Source organism: Sphingomonas sanxanigenens DSM 19645 = NX02 (assembly GCF_000512205.2).
Lineage (GTDB): Bacteria > Pseudomonadota > Alphaproteobacteria > Sphingomonadales > Sphingomonadaceae > Sphingomonas_D > Sphingomonas_D sanxanigenens.
Genome location: NZ_CP006644.1, coordinates 1,618,586 through 1,637,034 on the forward strand (window position 1 = coordinate 1,618,586; position 18,449 = coordinate 1,637,034).

An 18,449-nucleotide genomic window follows, 5' to 3' on the forward strand; every position below is an offset into this window, starting at 1 on the left:
TTTCAGCCGCGCGCAATCCAATGTTTGAATTCGGTCGCGCCCACCCGCCCTGCTGAAGCGGACGGGCTGAGAAGGGAGCCATGCGAATGAGCATCGCCTTCACGCCGGTCAAAGTCGGGCCGGTCACGCTTCCAAACCGCTTCATCCGCTCCGGCGCGAACGAGATGATGACGCGCAACTCGGTGCCCACCCGCGCACTGCTCGAATTCCACCGCCGCCTTGCGGCCGGCGGTGTCGGCATGACCACGCTCGCCTATATCGCGGTCTCGCCCGACGGGCGCACCTTCGCCGGCCAGGGCGTGATGAACGCGACCAGCGTGCCGCACTATCGCGCGATCGCCGATGCGGTGCATGCCGAAGGCGCGCTGATCTCGGCGCAGATCACCCATGGCGGCAGCTTCGTGCAGCACAAGGAATTGTCGACGCCGCGGGCGATGTCGTCCTCGGGCGGCATCGACAAGATGGGCGTGATGATGGGGCGCTTTTTCCAGCGTCAGATGAACCGCGCGGACATGGATCAGGTGCGCGACGAGTTCGTTGCGGCGGCGCGGCTGGCGGCGGAGGCCGGGTTCGATGCGGTCGAACTGCATATGGGCCATGGCTATCTGCTCAACCAATATATCTCGCCGCTCTCCAACAAGCGGCGCGACGAATATGGCGGCACCGCCGAGAAGCGCGTGCGCTTCCCGGCCGAGGTGCTGGCGGCGGTGAAATATGCCGTGGGCGATCGCATCGCGGTGCTTGCCAAGATGAACCTCTACGATGGCGCCAAGGGCGGTGCCACGGTGGAGGACGGCATCGTTACCGCGCGCGCGCTGGAGGCGGCTGGCGCCGACATGCTGGTGCTCTCGGGCGGGCGCAACATCGAATCCAGCTATGTGATGTTTTCCAGCCCGCTGCCCTATGACGATCTGGCGGCGATGCAGCCGGGGTTGCTCGCCAAGCTGCAGTTCAAGCTGCTCAAGATGGCGACGCCCAAGACGGTGCGCTTCTCCGAACTCTACTTCCTCGAAGCGGCGCGGCAGGTGCGCGCGGCGGTGACATGCGGTCTCGGCTACCTGGGGGGCGTGCTTTCGCTGCCGGCGGCCGAACTGGCGCTGTCGGAAGGGTTCGAGGCGGTGGTGATGGCGCGCTCGCTGGTCCATGATCCGGATCTGGTTGCGCGCTGGCGCGAGAACGCCGGGCACCGTTCGGGCTGCACCGCATGCAACCGCTGCGTCGCGCTGATGTATGGCCCGTCGGGCACGCACTGCCCGGTGACGGCGAATGAGATCGACCCAAAACTCAACAGGATATGGGCGGGAGAGGAGATAGCTGATGCTGCTTAAGGACAAGGTAATCGTCGTCAGTGGCGTAGGCCCCGGCATGGGGCAGTCGCTTGCGAAGATCGCGGCCGCGGAGGGGGCGAAGGTCGGCCTCGGCGCGCGCAACAAGGCGTTCCTCGATGAGGTGGTCGCCGACATCAAGGCGAAGGGCGGGGAGGCGATCGCCTTGCCGACCGACGTGACCAACGCCGATCAGTGCCGCGCGCTCGCCAAGGCGACCGAGGATGCGTTCGGTAAGATCGACGGGCTGATCAATTCCGCCTATATGCACGGCGAATGGCTGCCGACCGACATCGCCGATGTCGAGGAATATGCCTCCGTCTTCAACGTCAACTGCGCCGGCGCGCTGCGCATGGGGCAGGCCTGCCTCGAGGCGCTGAAGGCGTCGAAGGGCGCGATCGTCAACGTCTCGACGATGTCGACGGTCAATCCCTTCCCGGGCGAAGGCGCCTATTCCGCCGGCAAGGGCGGCATGAACGCGCTGACCCGGCATATGGCGAAGGATTTCGGCAAATACGGCATTCGGGTGAACGTCACGCGGATGGGCTGGATCGGCGGCGCGCCGGTGTGGGGCCATATCGATCGCGAGGTGGCGGGCGGCCGCGACCGCGACGAGGTGATCGGCGAGATCACCGCGCGCATCCCGATCGGCATCATTCCGCCAGAAGAGGATTGCGCCAAGGCGGTGCTGTTCATGGTTTCCGACTATGCCAAGGTGGTCTCCGGCGCGTCGCTCGACGTCAACGGTGGCCAGTATATGGCGCCATGAGCGGAAATGGGGATCGCGTCGCGCCGGGTGAAGCCTGGCGCGACTTCTGCCGCCGGTTGGAGAAGACCGGCGAGTTGGTGTTCAACGCCGAGGTCGCCGGCACGCCGATCGATCAGGCGGAGGGCTATCGCTATCTCTCGCGCCTGCTGCGCATCGCCCTCGACATGCATATGGAGAATGCGGACACCGACTTTCCGTCGTTCTACCAGGCCTCGCATCCGACCGCGAAGATCGGTGCCGACAATCCGGACAATCTCTACCTCAACGCCTCGATCGACGGCGCGCGGCGCTATCGCATCACCGGCAAGCGCGGCACCGTGCCGATCCTCAGCTTCGGCACCAAGGCCAATCGCTATGCCGTGGACGGAACGATGGCCTCGACCGGCGAGATCGATTCCGCCGACATGCATTTTGAGGCGGACGGCAGCTTCGAGATCATCGCCTCGAAGGATCATGCCAATGGCAACTGGCTGAAGCTGGCCGACGACAGTTCGATGCTGCTCGTCCGCCAGACCTTCCTCGATCGCGACAGCGAGGTGCCGGCGACGGTGAAGATCGAGGCGATCGATCCGCCGCGCGCGACGCCCGAGCCGCTGACGCTCGGCAAGCTCGAACAGGGCTTCACCAAGGCGATCGCCTTCGTCGAGGGCACGGCCAAGACCTTCCTGCGCTGGACCGACATGTTCAAGGCGGAGCAACTCAACCAGCTCGCCACCACCGACCAGACGATGTTCTTCAAGGCCGGCGGCGATCCGACGATCTTCTACCTGCACGGCTATTGGAAGCTGGAACCGGGCGAGGCGCTGGTGATCGAGACGCCGGTACCGGAGTGCAGCTTCTGGAACTTCCAGCTCGATAATATCTGGATGGAATCGCTCGATTACCGCTTCCACCGCGTCCATGTGAACAAGCATAGCGCGACGCCCAATGCGGACGGATCGGTGACGATCGTCGTCGCCGAGCGTGATCCTGGACATGGCAATTGGGTGGATACGGCGGGGCATGACCAGGGCACGATGCTGCTGCGCTGGACCGGCGCCAGCGAACATCCCGTACCCCAGACCAAGGTGGTGAAACTCGATGGCTGATCTGGAAACCCGCATCGCGCGGCTGGAGGCGGAGAGCGAGATCCGCAAGCTCAAGGCGCGCTATCTCAACGCCTGCGATGCCAAGGATGTCGAGGCGATCCGCGCCTGCTTCACCCCTGACGCGGAACTGGACTATCAGCCGGTCGGCAAGTTCGGGCCGGACGGGCTGATCGAGGCGTTCACCCAGATCGCGGTCAACAGCCCGATCGTCGATGTCCACCAGATCCACAATGGCGAGATCGAGATCGTCGATGCCGACACCGCGACGGCGCGGTGGAGCCTGGGCTTTTCCACCTATGATCCGCGTGCGGGCAGCTTCCGGTTGATCGGCAGCTTCTATCACGACGAATATGTCCGCACGCCCGAGGGCTGGCGCGTTTCCAAGTCGACCCATGAGCCGCGCACGATCGTTGACGGCACGATCGGCGAGGGGGGCGTCTCCGCGCGGTCGATCCTGGGATGAGCGGCCTGCTCGATGAGGCACGGGCATGGCTGACCGCCGCGCTCGACGGGCCGTTCGCGGACGTCCGCGGCGTCGCCGATCTTTCCAGCGCCTATGATCGGCGCAAGCAGTGGGAACGGGCGCTGGGCGAGGCGGGGCTCGGCGCGGTCGGCTGGCCGACCGACCATGGCGGGCGGGGGGCGACGATCGCCGAGCAGGTCGCGTTCGCCGAACTCTATGCGCGGCTGCGCGCGCCCTCGCGGCTCAGCCATATCGGCGTCGAGCTTGCAGGGCCGACGATCATCGCCTTTGGCACCGAGGCGCAGAAGCAGCGCTTTCTGCCCGGCATCGCTTCGGGCCGCGAACTTTGGGCGCAGGGCTATTCCGAGCCCAATGCGGGATCCGACCTCGCCAATGTCCGCACCCGCGCGCGGCTGGTCGATGGGCGCTGGGTGATCGACGGGCAGAAGATCTGGACGTCGCTGGGAATGATTTCCGACTGGGCGTTCGTCGTCGCGCGGACCGAGGAGGGAAGCAAGGGCCCCAAGGGGCTCTCCTATCTGCTGGTGCCGCTCGATCAACCGGGCATCGTCCGCCGTCCGATCCGGCAGATGACGGGCGAAGCGGAATTCGCCGAGCTCTTCTTCGACGGCGCGGTGACCGATGCCGACAACATCGTCGGCAGCGCGGGCCAGGGCTGGGGGATCGCGATGGCGACATTGGGGTTCGAGCGCGGCGTCTCCACGGTCGTCCAGCAGATGCAGTTCGGCAACGAGCTCGCTGCGCTGATCGCCACCGCGCGCGCCAATGGCGCCGATCGCGATGCAGGCCTGCGCCGCCGCATCGCCGATGCCTGGATCGGGCTGGAGGTGATGCGCCACGGCCTCGTCCGCACATTGTCCGACGAGTCGACCGAGGAACTGGGCGAGGAGGCGCTGACGTCCAAGCTCTATTGGTCGCGCTGGCACCGCGACCTCGGCGATCTCGCGATGGACGTGCAGGGGCTGGCGGGGCAGGTCTCCGACAGCGACGAGTATCGCTTCGACGCGCTCACCCACATGTATCTCGCGAGCCGCGCGGACACGATCTACGCGGGATCGAGCCAGATCCAGCGCAACCTGATCGCGGAGCGCGGACTGGGGCTGCCGCGGGAGCCGCGCGGGAACCGGTAGGAAGGGCAGAACATGGAAAAACTGATCTACGCCCTCTGGCGCGACGATGCCGAGCCGCGCGATGCGTTCAACGCCCGCCTGCTCGGTGCCGTCGCCGACGAACTCGCGCCGCACACGCACGCGCTGCGCATCAATGTGCAGGACGAAAGCGTCGCCGCCGGCACCAGCCCGCATTTCATCGTCACCCAGCCGCAGATGGAGGCGGTGGTGCAGATGTGGGTCGATACCGCCTATCCGCCCGCGCGTGCGCCGATCGAGGCGGCATTGGGGCGGGTGGCGTCGCGGATCGAGGGGTGGCTGGTCAGCGAGTCGGTGCCCTTGCCCAATCGCGCCTGCCCACCGGGCCTGCCGACCGACGGCTTCGCGCAGGTGGTGTTCATCGAGAAGCCTGCGGCGCTGGATCATGAGACGTGGCGGCGCAACTGGCAGGATGGCCACACCGGCGTCGCGGTCGAGACGCAGAGCAATTTCGAATATGTCCAGAACCTCGTGGTGCGGCCGCTGACGGACGGTGCGGCGCCCTGTGCCGCGGTGGTCGAGGAATGTTTCCCGCTGGCGGCGCGCGCCGACAGGGCGCTGTTCTACGACGCGGTGGGCGAGCCGGCGAAGCTGGAGGCCAACGAGGCGCGGATGATGGCGAGTTGCGCCAACTTCATCGGCGAGAAGGGGTGCGACTGCATCCCGATGCGGCAATATCAGATCAAATCACTTGCGTAGATGGACTTGCGGCCGCGTTACGCAAAGCGTTGACGCGTAACGCGGATGGTCTGACGATCGAGCGAAAGGCCGGCACAAGCCGGCGTGGCGAGGAGATGATGCACATGGCCGACGATCTGAACCTGCCCGATTATCCCGAAGACAGCACCGTCCGCTCCGACGTGGTGACGATCGATGCGCCCGCCTCGGTGGTGTGGGAGGTGCTGACCGACATGCCCAACTATGGCGCGTGGAACCCGTTCTGCATCGCGGCGGAATCGACGCTGGAATTGGGCGCGCCGGTGAAGATGACGCTGGCGAACTATACGATGCCGGGCGAGACCGCGCTGAACGTCGAATATGTCTGCGCGAAGATCCCCGAGCGGCTGATCTCGTGGGAATTGCAGGACGATCCCGCGTGGCCCTATCCGGCGCGCCGCGACCAGATCATCGAGGCGCTGGGGCCCGATCGCTGCCGCTACTGGTCGACCGACGCCTTTTTCGGCCCCAACGGCATCCATGTGATGCGGTTCTGCGGCCCCTGGGTGACCCGCGCGTTCAACGACACGGCGCGGGCGCTGAAGGCGCGCGCCGAGGCGATCCATGCCGAGCGGCGGGCCGCGGCATGAGCCTGCGGCTGGAGGATATCGAGCTCATCCGCCGGCTGAAATGCACCTATTCGCGGGCGATCGACACCGGCGACATGGCGACGGTGGAGCGCCTGTTCACCGAGAATGCGACGATCGACTATCGCGGCGGCAGCTATCATGTGCAGCTTTCCGGCCGGGCGGCGATCGTCGAGGCGCTGCGCGGCATGTTCGTGCCGAGCTTCGTCGGGTCGCACACCGTCCATATGCCGGTGATCGACGTTTATGACGACGATACCGCAGACGGCACGTGGACGCTGATCGACTATGCGCTGAACCTGGCGGAGGGCAACAAGACCACCGTCGGCACCGCCATTTATCGCGATCGCTATGCAAAGCAGGATGGCCGCTGGCTGATCGCGCACAGCGAATATGACCGGGTCTACGAGCGCGTCTATACCGACCCCGCGCCCGGCCTGACCGCGCATTTTCTGGGGGAGCACGTATGAGCCCCGATCCCGCCGCGCTGCAGGACCTGATCGACCGCGAGGCGATCCGGCAATTGATCACCACGTATTGCAACGCCGCCGACCGGCACGACCATGTGAAGATGCGCAGCCTCTATCATGAGGACGCGATCGACGAGCATGGCCATATGTCGAAGGGGCCGGCGATGGATTTCATCGACAAGCTGCCCGAGATCCAGGCGCCGATGGAGATCCTCCACCACAACGTCACCACCATCAACATCGCGCTGGATGGGGATCGCGCCGAGGGCGAGGTCTATCTGATCGCGCTTCATCGGGTGAAGGGCGCGGACGGGCCGTTCGACGTGCTGGTCGGCGGACGCTATTTCGACAAATATGAGCGGCGCGACGGCCGCTGGAAGTTCGCGCACCGCGCGATCGTGGCCGACTGGGCGAATATCCACTCGCCCTCGATCGTCGATCTGGAGCATCCGTTCCTGCACGGTGCCTATATCGGCAAGCCGGGGCCCGAGGATCCCTCCTACGCCTTCTTCGGGCTGCTGGGGCGCGGCGCGTGATCAAGTCGATCGCGCTGCTGCGCCGCCGCGCCGACCTCAGCCGCGAGGCGTTCGTCGATTATTATGAGCGGCACCACGCGCCCTTGATCCTCTCGCTGATGCCCGGAATCGTCGATTATCGCCGCAACTTCGCGGTGTTCGACGGCGCGTTCGTCAATGAGGGCGCGGCGCCGTTCGACTTCGATGTGGTAACGGAATTGTGGTTCGCCGATCGGGCCGCCTATGACGCCGCGATCGCGGTGGCGACCGCGCCGGACGTGGCGGCGCGGATCGCCGCGGACGAGGAGAATTTCCTCGACCGCACGGGCACGCGGATGTTCGTGGTGGAGGAGCGGCGGAGCGCGACGGCGCCAGCCATGCCGGCCTCCTGTCACCCCTGAGCGGCGAGAGGGAAGCGGTGCCGCGTTGTTCCAAAGCGGAGCAACAATATTCTTCACAGACGCAATTTCGTCGCTAGGCTACCCGACATGCACCGGCCGGAAAAAGGCCGGAAACAATGGAATTCGGGAGTCGCCACTACATGGCAGAAACGAAAGGGGGGGCAGGTACGCCTCCGGTCGAGTTGTCCGCTGTTCCTCTGGACGGCGGGCGGACCTGGTTCGGCCACCCGCCGCAGCTTGCCCGCCTGTTCACGATCGAGATGTGGGAGCGGTTCGGCTTCTACGGCATGCGCGCGCTGCTGACGCTCTATCTCGCCAACCACTTCCTCTTCTCGCAGGGCACCTCCAACGGCCTTTATGGCGCCTATACCAGCCTCGTTTATCTCACCCCGCTGATCGGCGGCTGGGTGGCGGACCGCTATCTCGGCTCCAAGGGCGCGGTGAAGCTGGGCGCTGTGCTGATGTCGATCGGCTATTTCACGCTGTGCTTCGGCGGCGAGCAGGCCAAGCCGCACGCGATCATCGACGGCCAGCGTTACGAGGTGGTGATCGGTGGCGAGCGCGGCCAGGAAACGCCGCCGCAATATGCGGTGATCGACGGCCGGCAGCTCCAGATCCGCGGCAATGATGACAAGACGGTGTCGCTGCTGGCGGCGGACGGCAGCGAGGCACGCAAGGTTGCGGCCGGCAGTTTCCGCTCGGACGCGGATCGCTCGCCCTTGTTCGTGCTGGTGATGCTGCTCGGCCTGTCGGCGGTGTCGATCGGCAACGGCTTCTTCAAGCCCAACATCTCGACGGTGGTCGGCACGCTCTATGCCCCCGGCGACCGGCGACGCGATGCCGGTTTTACGATCTTCTACATGGGCATCAACGTCGGCTCGCTGCTCTCGCAATTCGCCTGCCCGCTGCTTGCGGTCTATGTCGGCTGGTGGGCGGGCTTCCTGCTCGCGGCGGTCGGCATGGTGTGCAGCTGGGCGCTGGTGCAGTTCGATGGCGGCAAGCTCGACGGCTATGGCGAGCCGCCGGCGGGCGTCGCGGATCGGCGGCTGCTGATCATCATCCTCGCGGTGCTCGCGATCCCGCTGATGTACCTGCTGTTCTCCAACGTGCTGGCGAGCGGCGATGCCGCGACCAAGGCGGCGCGGGAAGGCGCGGGCGTGCTCGGCTATATCGCCTCGCTGCCGGTGCTGGGGCAGCTGATGTTCGGCAGCTTCCTGCTCGCGGTGATCGGCATCCCGGTCTGGGCGTGGCGGATCGGCAACCGCCAGGAATTCCAGATGATGATGGTCGCGATCATCCTGGTCGTGTTCAACGTCGTCTTCTGGACATTGTTCGAGCAGGCCGGATCCTCGCTGACCTTCTTCGCGCAGAGCAATACCGAGCTCGACATCGGCGCCTACACCATGCCGGCGGCGCAGGTGCAGGTGTTCAACCCGCTGTTCATCGTGATGTTCGCGCCGGTGATGGGCTGGCTGTGGGGCGTGCTCGGCCGCAAGCGGCTCGAACCCTCGATCCCGGTCAAGTTCGCGCTGGCGCTGGTCGGCGCCGGCGCCGGCTTCCTCGTGCTGGTGTTCGGCACGCAGTTCGCCGGCGACAACTTCAAGGTGGCGCTGGTGTGGGTCGCTGCCACCTACCTGATCCACTCGATCGCCGAACTGTGCATCTCGCCGGTGGGGCTCTCGATGATCACCAAGCTGTCGATCGCCCGCGTCGTCGGGCTGATGATGGGCACCTGGTTCCTGTCGATCGCGGTTGCGCAATATGTCGCCGGCATCGTCGCCCAGTTCGCCAGCGTCGAGACGGTCGGCGGGCAGGTGACGAACCTCAAGGTCTCGCTTGATACCTACACCGGCGTGTTCCAGACGATCGGGCTGATTTCGGTCGGCATCGGCGTCGTCCTCCTCATCCTCTCGCCGCTGATCAAGAAGTGGATGCACGGTGTCCAATAAGCTCACCACCTTTCTGGCGATCGCCCTGCTGGTCGGCGGTCCGGCGACGGCCGCGAAGAAGAAGGACGACTCCTCAAGCCGCGCCGAGCGCGAGGCACGGGTGCCCAACCCCGATCCGTTCCCGTCGACCTACAAGCGCTATCCCAACGCGCCGACATTGGTCACCAACGTCAAGATCTTCGACGGCGAGGGCGGGCGGATCGACAACGGATCGGTGCTGTTCGCCGACGGCAGGATCGTCGCGATCGGTGCCGACGTGACGGCGCCGGCCGGCGCCACGGTGATCGACGGGCGCGGCAAGGTGCTGACGCCTGGCATCATCGACGTCCACAGCCATCTCGGCGACTATCCCTCGCCGGGCGTCGAGGCGCTGTCGGACGGCAACGAGGCGACCGGGCCGGTCACCGCCGACGTGTGGGCCGAACATAGCGTGTGGCCGCAGGATCCCGGATTCAGCCGCGCGCTCGCCAATGGCGGCGTCACCACGCTGCAGATCCTGCCCGGCTCGGCGAACCTGTTCGGCGGCCGTTCGGTCACGCTCAAGAATGTGCCTGCGCGCACGATGCAGGGGATGAAATTCCCCGGCGCGCCCTATGGCCTCAAGATGGCGTGCGGCGAGAACCCCAAACGCGTCTACGGCGCCAAGGGACGCCAGCCCTCCACGCGGATGGGCAATGTCGCGGTCGACCGGCAGACCTGGGCGAAGGCGGCCGAATATAAGCGCAAGTGGGACAAATATCTCGATGAGGGCGGCGATCCGCCGAGCCGCGACATCGCGATGGATACGCTCGCGGGCGTCCTCGCGGGGGACATCCTCGTCCATAACCATTGCTACCGCGCCGACGAGATGGCCATCGTCATGGATATGGCCAAGGAGTTCGGCTACCGCGTCACCGCGTTCCACCACGCGGTGGAGGCCTACAAGATCGCCGATCTGCTCAGGGCCAACGAGGCCTGCGCGGCGGTGTGGGCCGACTGGTATGGCTTCAAGATGGAAAGCTATGACGGCATCCGCGAAAATCTCGCGCTGCTGCAGAACCAGGGCGCCTGCGCCATGATCCATTCGGACGATCAGGACGGTATCCAGCGCCTGAATCAGGAGGTCGCAAAGGCGCTGTTCGCCGGGCGCCGCATGGGCATCGACATTTCCGACGAACTGGCCTGGACGTGGCTGGCGATCGCCCCGGCGAAGGCGCTGGGCATCGCCGACCGCACCGGCAGCCTCAAGGCGGGCAAGATGGCGGACGTCGTGCTATGGAACGGCGATCCGTTCAGCGTCTACAGCCGTCCCGAAAAGGTCTGGGTCGATGGTGCGCTGCTCTATGACAGCAGCGATCCCAAGCGCCGTCCGGTTTCCGACTTCGAACTCGGCATGCCCGGTGAGGGAGATGTGAAATGAAGCCCGCGCTTCTCGCCGCCGCCGCGGCGCTGACCGTCGTCGCCAGCGCCGCCACGATCGTCCCCGCCGCCGCGCAGACCATCGCCTTCACCGGCGGCACGGTGGCCGTGGGCGATGGCTCCGCGCCGATCGAGGGCGGCACCGTCGTCATCAGCAACGGCAAGGTCGTCGCCGCGGGCAAGGATGTGCCGGTGCCCGCCGGCGCGAAGGTGATCGACGCTACCGGCAAATGGGTAGCGGCAGGCATCGTCGCGGGGATGAGCACGCTCGGCATCTCAGAGGGCTATGGCGTCGACACGATCAACGATGCCGTCGCGGCCAAATCGCCGTTCAGCGCGGCGATCGACGTGGTGCCCGCGATCAACCCGGCCTCGCCGCCGATCGGCAACGAACGCGCCGGCGGCGTGACCCGCGCGATCATCGCACCGGCCACGGCCAGCTCGATCTTCGCGGGCATGGGCGCGGTGATCGACCTGGGGGCGGACAGCGATCCGGTGACCCGCGGCCGCGCCTTCCAATATGTCGAGCTCGGCGAGACCGGCAAGGAGGCCGCCGGCGGCAGCCGCGCCGCCGCGCATGTGCTGTTCCGATCCGTGCTGCAGGAGGTGCAGGACTATCGCCGCGCGCCCGCCGCGTTCGGGCAGAACGGCCAGATGCTCAAGCGCGCCGACGCCGCGGCGCTGGTGCCGGTGCTGGATGGCACGATGCCGTTGCTCGTCCATGTCGAGCGTGCCAGCGACATCCGCCAGACATTGGCGCTGAAGAAGGCGTTTCCGACGCTCAAGCTGGTGCTGGTCGGCGCCACCGAGGCCTGGCTGGTCGCATCCGAGATCGCGGCGGCGCGCGTGCCGGTGATCGCCGCTGCGCTCGCCGACCTGCCGGCGTCGTTCGAGATGCTGGCGGCAACGGAATCCAATGTCGGCCGCCTGACCCGCGCCGGTGTGGTGACAGGCATCTCCACGCTCGACATCGGGCCGCCGCCACAGCAGCGCAACCTCACCCAATATGCCGGCAACCTCGTCGCGATCACGCGGGTGCCGGGGGCCACCGGGCTGGATTGGGGCGCCGCCTTCGCGTCGATCACGTCGAAGCCGGCGGCGGCGGTGGGCCTCGATGGCGAGATCGGCTCGCTGCGTCCCGGCCGCCGCGCGGACGTGGTGGTGTGGAGCGGCGATCCGCTGGAATTCTCGTCCGAGGCCGAAGCCGTGTTCATCGACGGCGTCCAGCAGCCATTGAACAGCCGCCAGCACAAGCTGCGCGATCGCTATCGCAGCGCCACGGAAGGCGATCTGCCCAAGGCCTATGAGCGCTAGAAGACGCAACCTCTTTTAACGTCACCGGCCGGGCGAATGGCGTACAACGCCGCGGGGTTGCCCGGCAGGTGACGCATGCAGGCCTTGGATGTCGCGCCATCCTTCGGGATGGCGCCAGCGCTTTCGATCCTTGCGGCGCTCGGCGCCTTGCTGTGCCCGGCGCAAGCCGGCGCGCAGACGGTGGACAGCGACGCGCAGGCCTGGCCGTCGCTGACGGTGATCGTGCCGATTGCGAGAGGGCTCGATCTCAGGGCCGACGCGGTCCTGCAACTCACGGACGATGGATCGCATCTCGGCCGGCAGCTCTATCGCGCTGTGCTGCTGGCGAAGCTCGATGACGATCTGTCGATCGGCGGCGGCTACACCTGGACGCGCATCGACCCCGGGACGGCGCCGGCGCAGGTGGAACATCGCGCGGTGCAGGACATCGTGTTCCGCAAGGCGGTGGCACCGGGCGGACTGACGTTGATGCTGCGCACGCGGCTCGAAACGCGGGTGCGCGAGGCGCGCAATGGCGTGTCGTGGCGGCTGCGGCAACTGACCAGGCTAGAATTGCCGGTGACGGCGGGCGGCGTGAGTGCGGTCGCGTGGAACGAATATTTCCATGGCTTCAACACCACCGAATGGTCGGGGCCGTCCGGCTCGGCGCTGATGCTGACCTTCATCGGCGTGCAGGTGCCGGCGGGGCGGCGGATCGTCGTGGAGCCGGGCTATCTCAACCAGACCGGCTTCGATGCCGGGCGCAACAGCGTGCGTCATGTCGCATCCTTAACCATGGTTCTGCGCCTGTGACGATCGTTGTTCCGTTCGTCCGCGTGAAGCCGAAGGGCGGACGGCCGCAAGCGGGTATCCGATGCAGGCGGGATCGCACATCTTCCTTCATCGCGCGGCTTCGCTCGGCGCGGACGGAGGTTGGGGATGGGCAGGGGCGCACCAGCCCACCGCCCGCTCACACCGCGTCGCAACATCGCGATTGACTCGAATCATGCGCCGGGCCAAGCGTCGGCGCGTCGCCATCGGGCAACCGGTGGATGGACGCGCGGGAGAGCGTGGTGCCGGTTCGCCGGTATCGCCGCCGAAGGAGCAACCGCCCCGGAATCTCTCAGGTCAAAGGACCGCGCGGACAGTCGACACTCTGGAAAGCGTCCGGTGAAAACCGGGCCACCGAAGGGGTAAGCCCGGCACGTCCGGGTCAAAGCTCTCAGGTCCCGTGACAGAGGGGGTATCGGATCGTTCGGACGGCTCGGCCGTCCTGTGTCCGGTGACCTGCTGACATGGAGACGCACGTGGCGGACGTAGCCGAAGACGATATCGAACAGCCGATCCTGCCGCTCGACGGCTGGCACCGTGCGCAGGGCGCGCGGATGGTGGATTTCGCGGGCTATCAGATGCCGATCCAGTATGAGGGCATCCTCGCCGAGCATCTGTGGACCCGCGCGCATGCCGGCCTGTTCGACGTCAGCCATATGGGCCAGCTCTTCCTTTCCGGCGAAGGGCTGGACGCGGCTCTCGAGGCGCTGCTCCCCGCCGATGTCGCCGGACTGAAGCTCGGCCGGATGCGCTATTCGCTGCTGCTCGACGAGAGCGGCGGCATCCTCGACGATCTCATGCTCAGCCGCTGGGCCGATGGCGTCTACATCGTCGTCAACGGCGCGGTGAAGCATGAGGATATCGGCTGGCTGCGCGAATATCTGCCCGACGAGATCAACATCAACCATCTCGAAGACCGTGCGCTGCTCGCGCTGCAGGGCCCCGAGGCGGCGGCGGCGCTCGCCCGCCACGTCACCGGCGACCATGATCTGGACGCGCTCAGCTTCATGACGGGCGGCCGCTACACGATCGCCGGCGTCGATGCCTGGATCAGCCGCTCGGGCTATACCGGCGAGGACGGGTTCGAGATTTCGATCCCCGCCGAGGCAGCCGAAGCCGTCGCGACGCTGCTGACCGGCGAGCCCGAAGTGAAGCCGATCGGCCTCGGCGCGCGGGATTCGCTGCGCCTCGAAGCCGGGTTGCCGCTCTACGGCCATGACCTCGACCCCGGAACGACGCCGATCGCCGCCGATCTCGGCTTCGCGATCTCGAAGCGCCGCCGCGAGGAAGGCGGCTTCATGGGTGCGGATCGCGTGCTCGCCGAGCTGGCCGATGGCGCAACCCTGAAGCGCGTCGGCCTGTTCGTCGACGGGCGCCAGCCGGTGCGCGAGGGCGCCGCGGTGGTCGACGCGGAGGGCAGCGAGGTTGGCCGCGTCACCAGCGGGGGCCATTCGCCCAGCCTCGGCCGGCCGATCGCGATGGCCTATGTACCCATTGCCAGCGCCGTGCCCGGCGCCACGATCCGCGTCAGCCAGCGCGGCAAGCTTCATGATTGCACGGTCACCCCGATGCCGTTCGTCCCGCATAATTATCGCCGCAAGGGAGCAGCCAAATGAGCCGTTATTTCACTGATGAGCATGAGTGGATCGACGTCGACGGCGAGGTCGCGACCGTAGGCATCACCGATTATGCCCAGAGCCAGCTCGGCGACATCGTGTTCGTCGACGTGCCCGAAGCCGGCAAGACCGTCGCCAAGGGCGACGACGCTGCGGTGGTGGAATCGGTGAAGGCCGCGTCAGACGTCTATGCGCCGGTTTCCGGCACGGTGATCGAGGGCAATGCGGCGCTCGCCGACGAACCGGCGCTGGTCAATTCCGATCCCGAGGGCGATGGCTGGTTCTTCAAGCTGACGCTGGCGGATGCCAGCGAGCTCGACGGGCTGATGGACGAGGCCGCCTACCAGGCGTTCGTCGAGAAGCTCTGATCGATGCGTTACCTTCCCCTCCAGCAGGCCGATCGCCAGGCGATGCTCGCCAAGGTCGGCGCCGCCTCGATCGAAGACCTGTTCATGGACGTGCCCGAAGAGGCGCGGCTCGACGGCCCGGTGCCGGGCCTGCCGAACCATGCCAGCGAGATGGCGGTCGAACGCCACATGTCCGCGCTCGCGGCGAAAAACCTGTCGGCGGGGCAGGCGCCCTTCTTTCTGGGGGCCGGCGCGTATCGCCACCATGTGCCGGCGACCGCCGACCACATCATCCAGCGCGGCGAGTTCCTGACCGCCTACACGCCCTACCAGCCGGAAATCGCGCAGGGCACCTTGCAGGTGCTGTTCGAGTTCCAGACGCAGGTCGCGCGGCTGTTCGGTTGCGACGTCGCCAACGCCTCGATGTATGACGGGTCGACCGCCTGCTGGGAGGCGATCACGATGGCCCGCCGCGTCACCAAGCGCGGCAAGGCGATCCTCTCCACCGGCCTGCACCCCCATTATGTGTCGGTCGCGAACACGATGGCGCGCTTCACCGGCGATGAGCTGGTCACCGGCGCGCCGAGCCTGACCGCCGAGACCGACACGCAGGCGCTGTTCGACGCGATCGACGGCGGGACGAGCTGTGTCGTCGTCCAGTATCCCGACATTCTCGGCCGCATCACCGACCTCGCGCCGATCGCGGCGCGCGCGCACGAGAAGGGCGCGCTGCTGGTCGCGGTGGTCACCGAGCCGCTGGCGCTGGGCGCGATCCGGTCGCCGGGCGAGATGGGTGCCGACATCGTCGTCGGCGAGGGCCAGTCGCTCGGCGTCGGCCTGCAGTTCGGCGGGCCCTATGTCGGGCTTTTCGCGTGCAAGGAGAAGTTCGTCCGCCAGATGCCCGGTCGCCTGACCGGCGAGACGGTGGATGCGGAAGGCAAGCGCGGCTTCGTGCTGACGCTCTCCACCCGCGAACAGCATATCCGCCGCGAGAAGGCGACCTCGAACATCTGCACCTCCAGCGTGCTGTGTGCGCTGGCGTTCAGCGTCCACCTGACCCTGCTCGGCGAGAAGGGGCTGCGCGCCCTTGCGCTGCTCAACCATGGCCTCGCGGTGCAGGCGGCGGAACGGCTGGCGAAGGTGCCGGGCGTGACCCTGGTCAACGAGACCTTCTTCAACGAGTTCACCGTGCGGCTCGGCAAGGAAGCGCGCCCGATCGTCCGCAAGCTCGCGGACGAGGGCGTGCTGGCGGGCGTCTCGCTCGGCCGGCTCTATCCCAAGGAGTCGGGGCTGGCCGACGGCCTGATCGTCGCGGTCACCGAAACCGTCACCCCTGAAGATATCGAAGCCCTGGCCGCTGGCCTTGAGGAGGCGCTGGCATGACGATCAACCAGAGCGGCTGGCGTCCCGAAATGGGCAACGCCGAGGGCGGTGGCATCGCCGGCACCTTCACCGGCAATCGCGGGCTGATGCTGGAAGAGGCGCTGATCTTCGAGATCGGCGACACCGCGACTACTGGCGTCGATCTGGCGGATGCGCCCACGGTGGCGTCGCGTCTCGGCGGGCTCGATCGCAATCGCGAGATCGGGCTGCCGGGCCTCACCGAGCCGGAGGCGATGCGGCATTATCCCCGCCTCAGCCGGCAGAATTATGCGATAGACCTCGGCCTGTTCCCGCTCGGCTCGTGCACGATGAAGCACAACCCGCGGCTGAACGAGAAGGTCGCGCGACTGCCCGGCTTCGCCGATCTCCACCCGATGCAGCCGATCGACACGATCCAGGGCGCGCTCGGCGTGATCGACCAGCTCGCGCACTGGCTGAAGACGCTGACCGGCATGCCGGCAGTGTCGATGAGCCCGAAGGCCGGCGCGCATGGCGAACTGTGCGGCCTGCTCGCGATCCGCTCCGCGCTCGAAGCGCGCGGCGATCCGCGCGCGGTGATCCTGGTGCCGGAAAGCGCGCATGGCACCAACCCGGCGACCGCGGCCTTCTGCGGCTACAAGGTCGAGAATATCCCGGCGACCGCCGCGGGCCGCGTCGATCTCGCCGCGCTCGAGGCGCGGCTGGGGCCGGACGTGGCGGCGGTGATGATCACCAACCCGAACACCTGCGGCCTGTTCGAGCCGGACATGAAGAAGATCGCCGACGCCGTGCATGCGGTGGGCGCGTTCGTCTATTGCGATGGTGCCAACTTCAACGCGATCGTCGGCCGGGTGCGGCCAGGCGATCTCGGCATCGACGCGATGCACATCAACCTGCACAAGACCTTCTCGACGCCGCATGGCGGCGGCGGGCCGGGCGCCGGGCCGGTGGTGTTCTCCGAAGCGCTGGCGCCGTTCGCGCCGCTGCCCTTCGTCGAACAGACGGATCATGGTCTCGTGCTGGTCGAGGAAGAGACGGCGGGGGAGCATCATGCGCAGAGCTTCGGCCGCATGGTCGCCTTCCACGGCCAGATGGGCATGTTCACGCGCGCGCTGACCTACATCCTCAGCCATGGTGCGGATGGCCTGCGCCAGGTGGCGGAGGATGCGGTGCTCAACGCCAATTACATCCTGCGCAGCCTCGACGATCTGCTCGACGCGCCGTTCGGCGAGAGCGGCCCGTGCATGCACGAGGCGCTGTTCAGCGATAACGGCTTCGCCGAGGGCTTCTCGACGCTGGATGTCGCCAAGGGGCTGATCGACGAGGGCTTCCACCCGATGACGGTCTATTTCCCGCTCGTCATCCACGGCGCGATGCTGGTCGAACCGGCCGAGACCGAGAGCAAGGCCTCGCTCGACCAGTTCATCGGTGCGTTCCGCAGCGTCGTGGAACGCGCGAAGGCGGGCGATCAGGCGCTCAAGAGCGCGCCGCACTTCGCCCCGCGCCGCCGCCTCGACGAAACGCTCGCCGCGCGCAAGCCGGTGCTGGTGTGGAAGGAAACGCAGGTGGCCGCGGCGGCGGAATGACCGCCCGGCTGGAACCGCTGACGCCGGCGGACTTCGCGTCGGCCGGCGCGCTGGCGCGGACCATCTGGCACGCGCATTACGGCCCGCTGATCGGTGCAGCCCAGGTCGATTACATGCTCGACCGGCGCTTCACCGCGGCGGGGCTCGCCGCCTATGTCGGCGCCGCGGATCGCGGCTTCGACCTGCTGCGCGATGGCGATGCGCTGATCGGCTATTGCAGCTATGGTCCTGGTGGCGAGCCCGGCGAACTGAAGCTGGAACAGCTCTATCTGCTGCCCGACCGGCACGGGCAGGGGCTGGGCCGGCTGATGCTGGGCCATGTCGAAGCCCGGGCGCGGGCGCTGGGCTGCGACCGGATGATGCTGATGGTCGCGAAGGCCAACACGAAATCGAAGGCGGTCTATGAACGCGCGGGCTTCACCGTACGCGGACCGGTGACGGTGGATATCGGCGGCGGGTTCGTGATGGATGATTATGTGATGGAGAAACGGCTGGCGTAGAGGGGGCTCCACGCGACCCGTACCCTTGTTCCGTTCGTCCCGAACGGAGGTTCGGGAGCGCTT

The 18,449-nt window shown here is 67.0% G+C and carries 19 protein-coding genes and 1 riboswitch; all 19 genes read left to right on the forward strand.

Annotated elements, in window-relative coordinates; all coding sequences use genetic code 11:
* Positions 1-86 precede the first annotated feature (86 nt).
* The 19 genes from NX02_RS07450 to NX02_RS07540 all read left to right on the forward strand — a co-directional run bounded on the left by NX02_RS07450 (position 87) and on the right by NX02_RS07540 (position 18,386).
* On the forward strand, positions 87-1,328 hold the full coding sequence (locus NX02_RS07450; protein ID WP_025291568.1) for an NADH:flavin oxidoreductase: 1,242 nt from the start codon (positions 87-89) through the stop codon (positions 1,326-1,328).
* Positions 1,318-2,094: an SDR family oxidoreductase gene (locus NX02_RS07455; RefSeq protein ID WP_025291569.1), complete on the forward strand. Its 777-nt coding sequence runs from the start codon at positions 1,318-1,320 to the stop codon at positions 2,092-2,094. The genes NX02_RS07450 and NX02_RS07455 overlap by 11 nt, the downstream gene beginning before the upstream one ends.
* Positions 2,091-3,182 (forward strand): DUF1214 domain-containing protein, encoded by a 1,092-nt coding sequence (locus NX02_RS07460; RefSeq protein ID WP_025291570.1) that lies wholly within the window; start codon positions 2,091-2,093, stop codon positions 3,180-3,182. Before NX02_RS07455 ends, NX02_RS07460 begins: the two co-directional genes overlap by 4 nt.
* On the forward strand, positions 3,175-3,645 hold the full coding sequence (locus tag NX02_RS07465) for a nuclear transport factor 2 family protein (RefSeq protein WP_025291571.1): 471 nt from the start codon (positions 3,175-3,177) through the stop codon (positions 3,643-3,645). Before NX02_RS07460 ends, NX02_RS07465 begins: the two co-directional genes overlap by 8 nt.
* Positions 3,642-4,796 (forward strand): acyl-CoA dehydrogenase family protein, encoded by a 1,155-nt coding sequence (locus tag NX02_RS07470; RefSeq protein WP_025291572.1) that lies wholly within the window; start codon positions 3,642-3,644, stop codon positions 4,794-4,796. The genes NX02_RS07465 and NX02_RS07470 overlap by 4 nt, the downstream gene beginning before the upstream one ends.
* Before the next feature lie 12 nt (positions 4,797-4,808).
* Positions 4,809-5,513, forward strand: a complete 705-nt coding sequence (locus tag NX02_RS07475) for an EthD domain-containing protein (RefSeq protein WP_025291573.1) — start codon at positions 4,809-4,811, stop codon at positions 5,511-5,513.
* Between the two features lie 104 nt (positions 5,514-5,617).
* On the forward strand, positions 5,618-6,121 hold the full coding sequence (locus NX02_RS07480) for an SRPBCC domain-containing protein (protein ID WP_025291574.1): 504 nt from the start codon (positions 5,618-5,620) through the stop codon (positions 6,119-6,121).
* Positions 6,118-6,588, forward strand: a complete 471-nt coding sequence (locus tag NX02_RS07485) for a nuclear transport factor 2 family protein (protein ID WP_025291575.1) — start codon at positions 6,118-6,120, stop codon at positions 6,586-6,588. The genes NX02_RS07480 and NX02_RS07485 overlap by 4 nt, the downstream gene beginning before the upstream one ends.
* The gene (locus NX02_RS07490) at positions 6,585-7,124 is read left to right on the forward strand and encodes a nuclear transport factor 2 family protein (protein ID WP_025291576.1); all 540 of its coding nucleotides are present in this window, start codon (positions 6,585-6,587) and stop codon (positions 7,122-7,124) included. The genes NX02_RS07485 and NX02_RS07490 overlap by 4 nt, the downstream gene beginning before the upstream one ends.
* Positions 7,121-7,504 (forward strand): EthD domain-containing protein, encoded by a 384-nt coding sequence (locus tag NX02_RS07495; protein WP_025291577.1) that lies wholly within the window; start codon positions 7,121-7,123, stop codon positions 7,502-7,504. Before NX02_RS07490 ends, NX02_RS07495 begins: the two co-directional genes overlap by 4 nt.
* Positions 7,505-7,644: 140 nt before the next feature.
* The gene (locus NX02_RS07500; protein ID WP_047099753.1) at positions 7,645-9,453 is read left to right on the forward strand and encodes a peptide MFS transporter; all 1,809 of its coding nucleotides are present in this window, start codon (positions 7,645-7,647) and stop codon (positions 9,451-9,453) included.
* A complete protein-coding gene (locus tag NX02_RS07505; protein WP_025291579.1) occupies positions 9,443-10,852 on the forward strand; it encodes an amidohydrolase in 1,410 nt (469 codons plus the stop codon). Before NX02_RS07500 ends, NX02_RS07505 begins: the two co-directional genes overlap by 11 nt.
* Complete coding sequence (locus NX02_RS07510; protein ID WP_025291580.1) at positions 10,849-12,165, forward strand: amidohydrolase family protein; 1,317 nt, start codon at positions 10,849-10,851, stop codon at positions 12,163-12,165. The genes NX02_RS07505 and NX02_RS07510 overlap by 4 nt, the downstream gene beginning before the upstream one ends.
* 75 nt (positions 12,166-12,240) lie before the next feature.
* A complete protein-coding gene (locus tag NX02_RS30620; protein WP_025291581.1) occupies positions 12,241-12,957 on the forward strand; it encodes a DUF2490 domain-containing protein in 717 nt (238 codons plus the stop codon).
* Between the two features lie 238 nt (positions 12,958-13,195).
* Positions 13,196-13,293: riboswitch (glycine riboswitch) on the forward strand.
* Positions 13,294-13,451: 158 nt separating this feature from the next.
* Complete coding sequence (gene gcvT, locus NX02_RS07520) at positions 13,452-14,591, forward strand: glycine cleavage system aminomethyltransferase GcvT (RefSeq protein ID WP_025291582.1); 1,140 nt, start codon at positions 13,452-13,454, stop codon at positions 14,589-14,591.
* Entirely contained in the window at positions 14,588-14,959 is a 372-nt protein-coding gene (gene gcvH, locus NX02_RS07525; RefSeq protein ID WP_025291583.1) for a glycine cleavage system protein GcvH, read from the forward strand. Before gcvT ends, gcvH begins: the two co-directional genes overlap by 4 nt.
* A gap of 3 nt (positions 14,960-14,962) precedes the next feature.
* Complete coding sequence (gene gcvPA / locus NX02_RS07530) at positions 14,963-16,321, forward strand: aminomethyl-transferring glycine dehydrogenase subunit GcvPA (protein ID WP_025291584.1); 1,359 nt, start codon at positions 14,963-14,965, stop codon at positions 16,319-16,321.
* Complete coding sequence (gene gcvPB / locus NX02_RS07535; RefSeq protein ID WP_025291585.1) at positions 16,318-17,886, forward strand: aminomethyl-transferring glycine dehydrogenase subunit GcvPB; 1,569 nt, start codon at positions 16,318-16,320, stop codon at positions 17,884-17,886. Before gcvPA ends, gcvPB begins: the two co-directional genes overlap by 4 nt.
* On the forward strand, positions 17,883-18,386 hold the full coding sequence (locus NX02_RS07540) for a GNAT family N-acetyltransferase (RefSeq protein ID WP_025291586.1): 504 nt from the start codon (positions 17,883-17,885) through the stop codon (positions 18,384-18,386). The genes gcvPB and NX02_RS07540 overlap by 4 nt, the downstream gene beginning before the upstream one ends.
* Positions 18,387-18,449 lie beyond the last annotated feature (63 nt).

Excerpts from the sequence above, each read along its gene's own strand:
- NX02_RS07450 (WP_025291568.1), top strand. The coding sequence starts at position 87 with ATGAGCATCGCCTTCACGCCGGTCAAAGTCGGGCCGGTCACGCTTCCA.
- NX02_RS07455 (WP_025291569.1), top strand. The coding sequence starts at position 1,318 with ATGCTGCTTAAGGACAAGGTAATCGTCGTCAGTGGCGTAGGCCCCGGC.
- NX02_RS07460 (WP_025291570.1), top strand. The coding sequence starts at position 2,091 with ATGAGCGGAAATGGGGATCGCGTCGCGCCGGGTGAAGCCTGGCGCGAC.
- NX02_RS07465 (WP_025291571.1), top strand. The coding sequence starts at position 3,175 with ATGGCTGATCTGGAAACCCGCATCGCGCGGCTGGAGGCGGAGAGCGAG.
- NX02_RS07470 (WP_025291572.1), top strand. The coding sequence starts at position 3,642 with ATGAGCGGCCTGCTCGATGAGGCACGGGCATGGCTGACCGCCGCGCTC.
- NX02_RS07475 (WP_025291573.1), top strand. The coding sequence starts at position 4,809 with ATGGAAAAACTGATCTACGCCCTCTGGCGCGACGATGCCGAGCCGCGC.
- NX02_RS07480 (WP_025291574.1), top strand. The coding sequence starts at position 5,618 with ATGGCCGACGATCTGAACCTGCCCGATTATCCCGAAGACAGCACCGTC.
- NX02_RS07485 (WP_025291575.1), top strand. The coding sequence starts at position 6,118 with ATGAGCCTGCGGCTGGAGGATATCGAGCTCATCCGCCGGCTGAAATGC.
- NX02_RS07490 (WP_025291576.1), top strand. The coding sequence starts at position 6,585 with ATGAGCCCCGATCCCGCCGCGCTGCAGGACCTGATCGACCGCGAGGCG.
- NX02_RS07500 (WP_047099753.1), top strand. The coding sequence starts at position 7,645 with ATGGCAGAAACGAAAGGGGGGGCAGGTACGCCTCCGGTCGAGTTGTCC.
- NX02_RS07510 (WP_025291580.1), top strand. The coding sequence starts at position 10,849 with ATGAAGCCCGCGCTTCTCGCCGCCGCCGCGGCGCTGACCGTCGTCGCC.
- NX02_RS30620 (WP_025291581.1), top strand. The coding sequence starts at position 12,241 with ATGCAGGCCTTGGATGTCGCGCCATCCTTCGGGATGGCGCCAGCGCTT.
- gcvH (WP_025291583.1), top strand. The coding sequence starts at position 14,588 with ATGAGCCGTTATTTCACTGATGAGCATGAGTGGATCGACGTCGACGGC.
- gcvPA (WP_025291584.1), top strand. The coding sequence starts at position 14,963 with ATGCGTTACCTTCCCCTCCAGCAGGCCGATCGCCAGGCGATGCTCGCC.
- gcvPB (WP_025291585.1), top strand. The coding sequence starts at position 16,318 with ATGACGATCAACCAGAGCGGCTGGCGTCCCGAAATGGGCAACGCCGAG.
- NX02_RS07540 (WP_025291586.1), top strand. The coding sequence starts at position 17,883 with ATGACCGCCCGGCTGGAACCGCTGACGCCGGCGGACTTCGCGTCGGCC.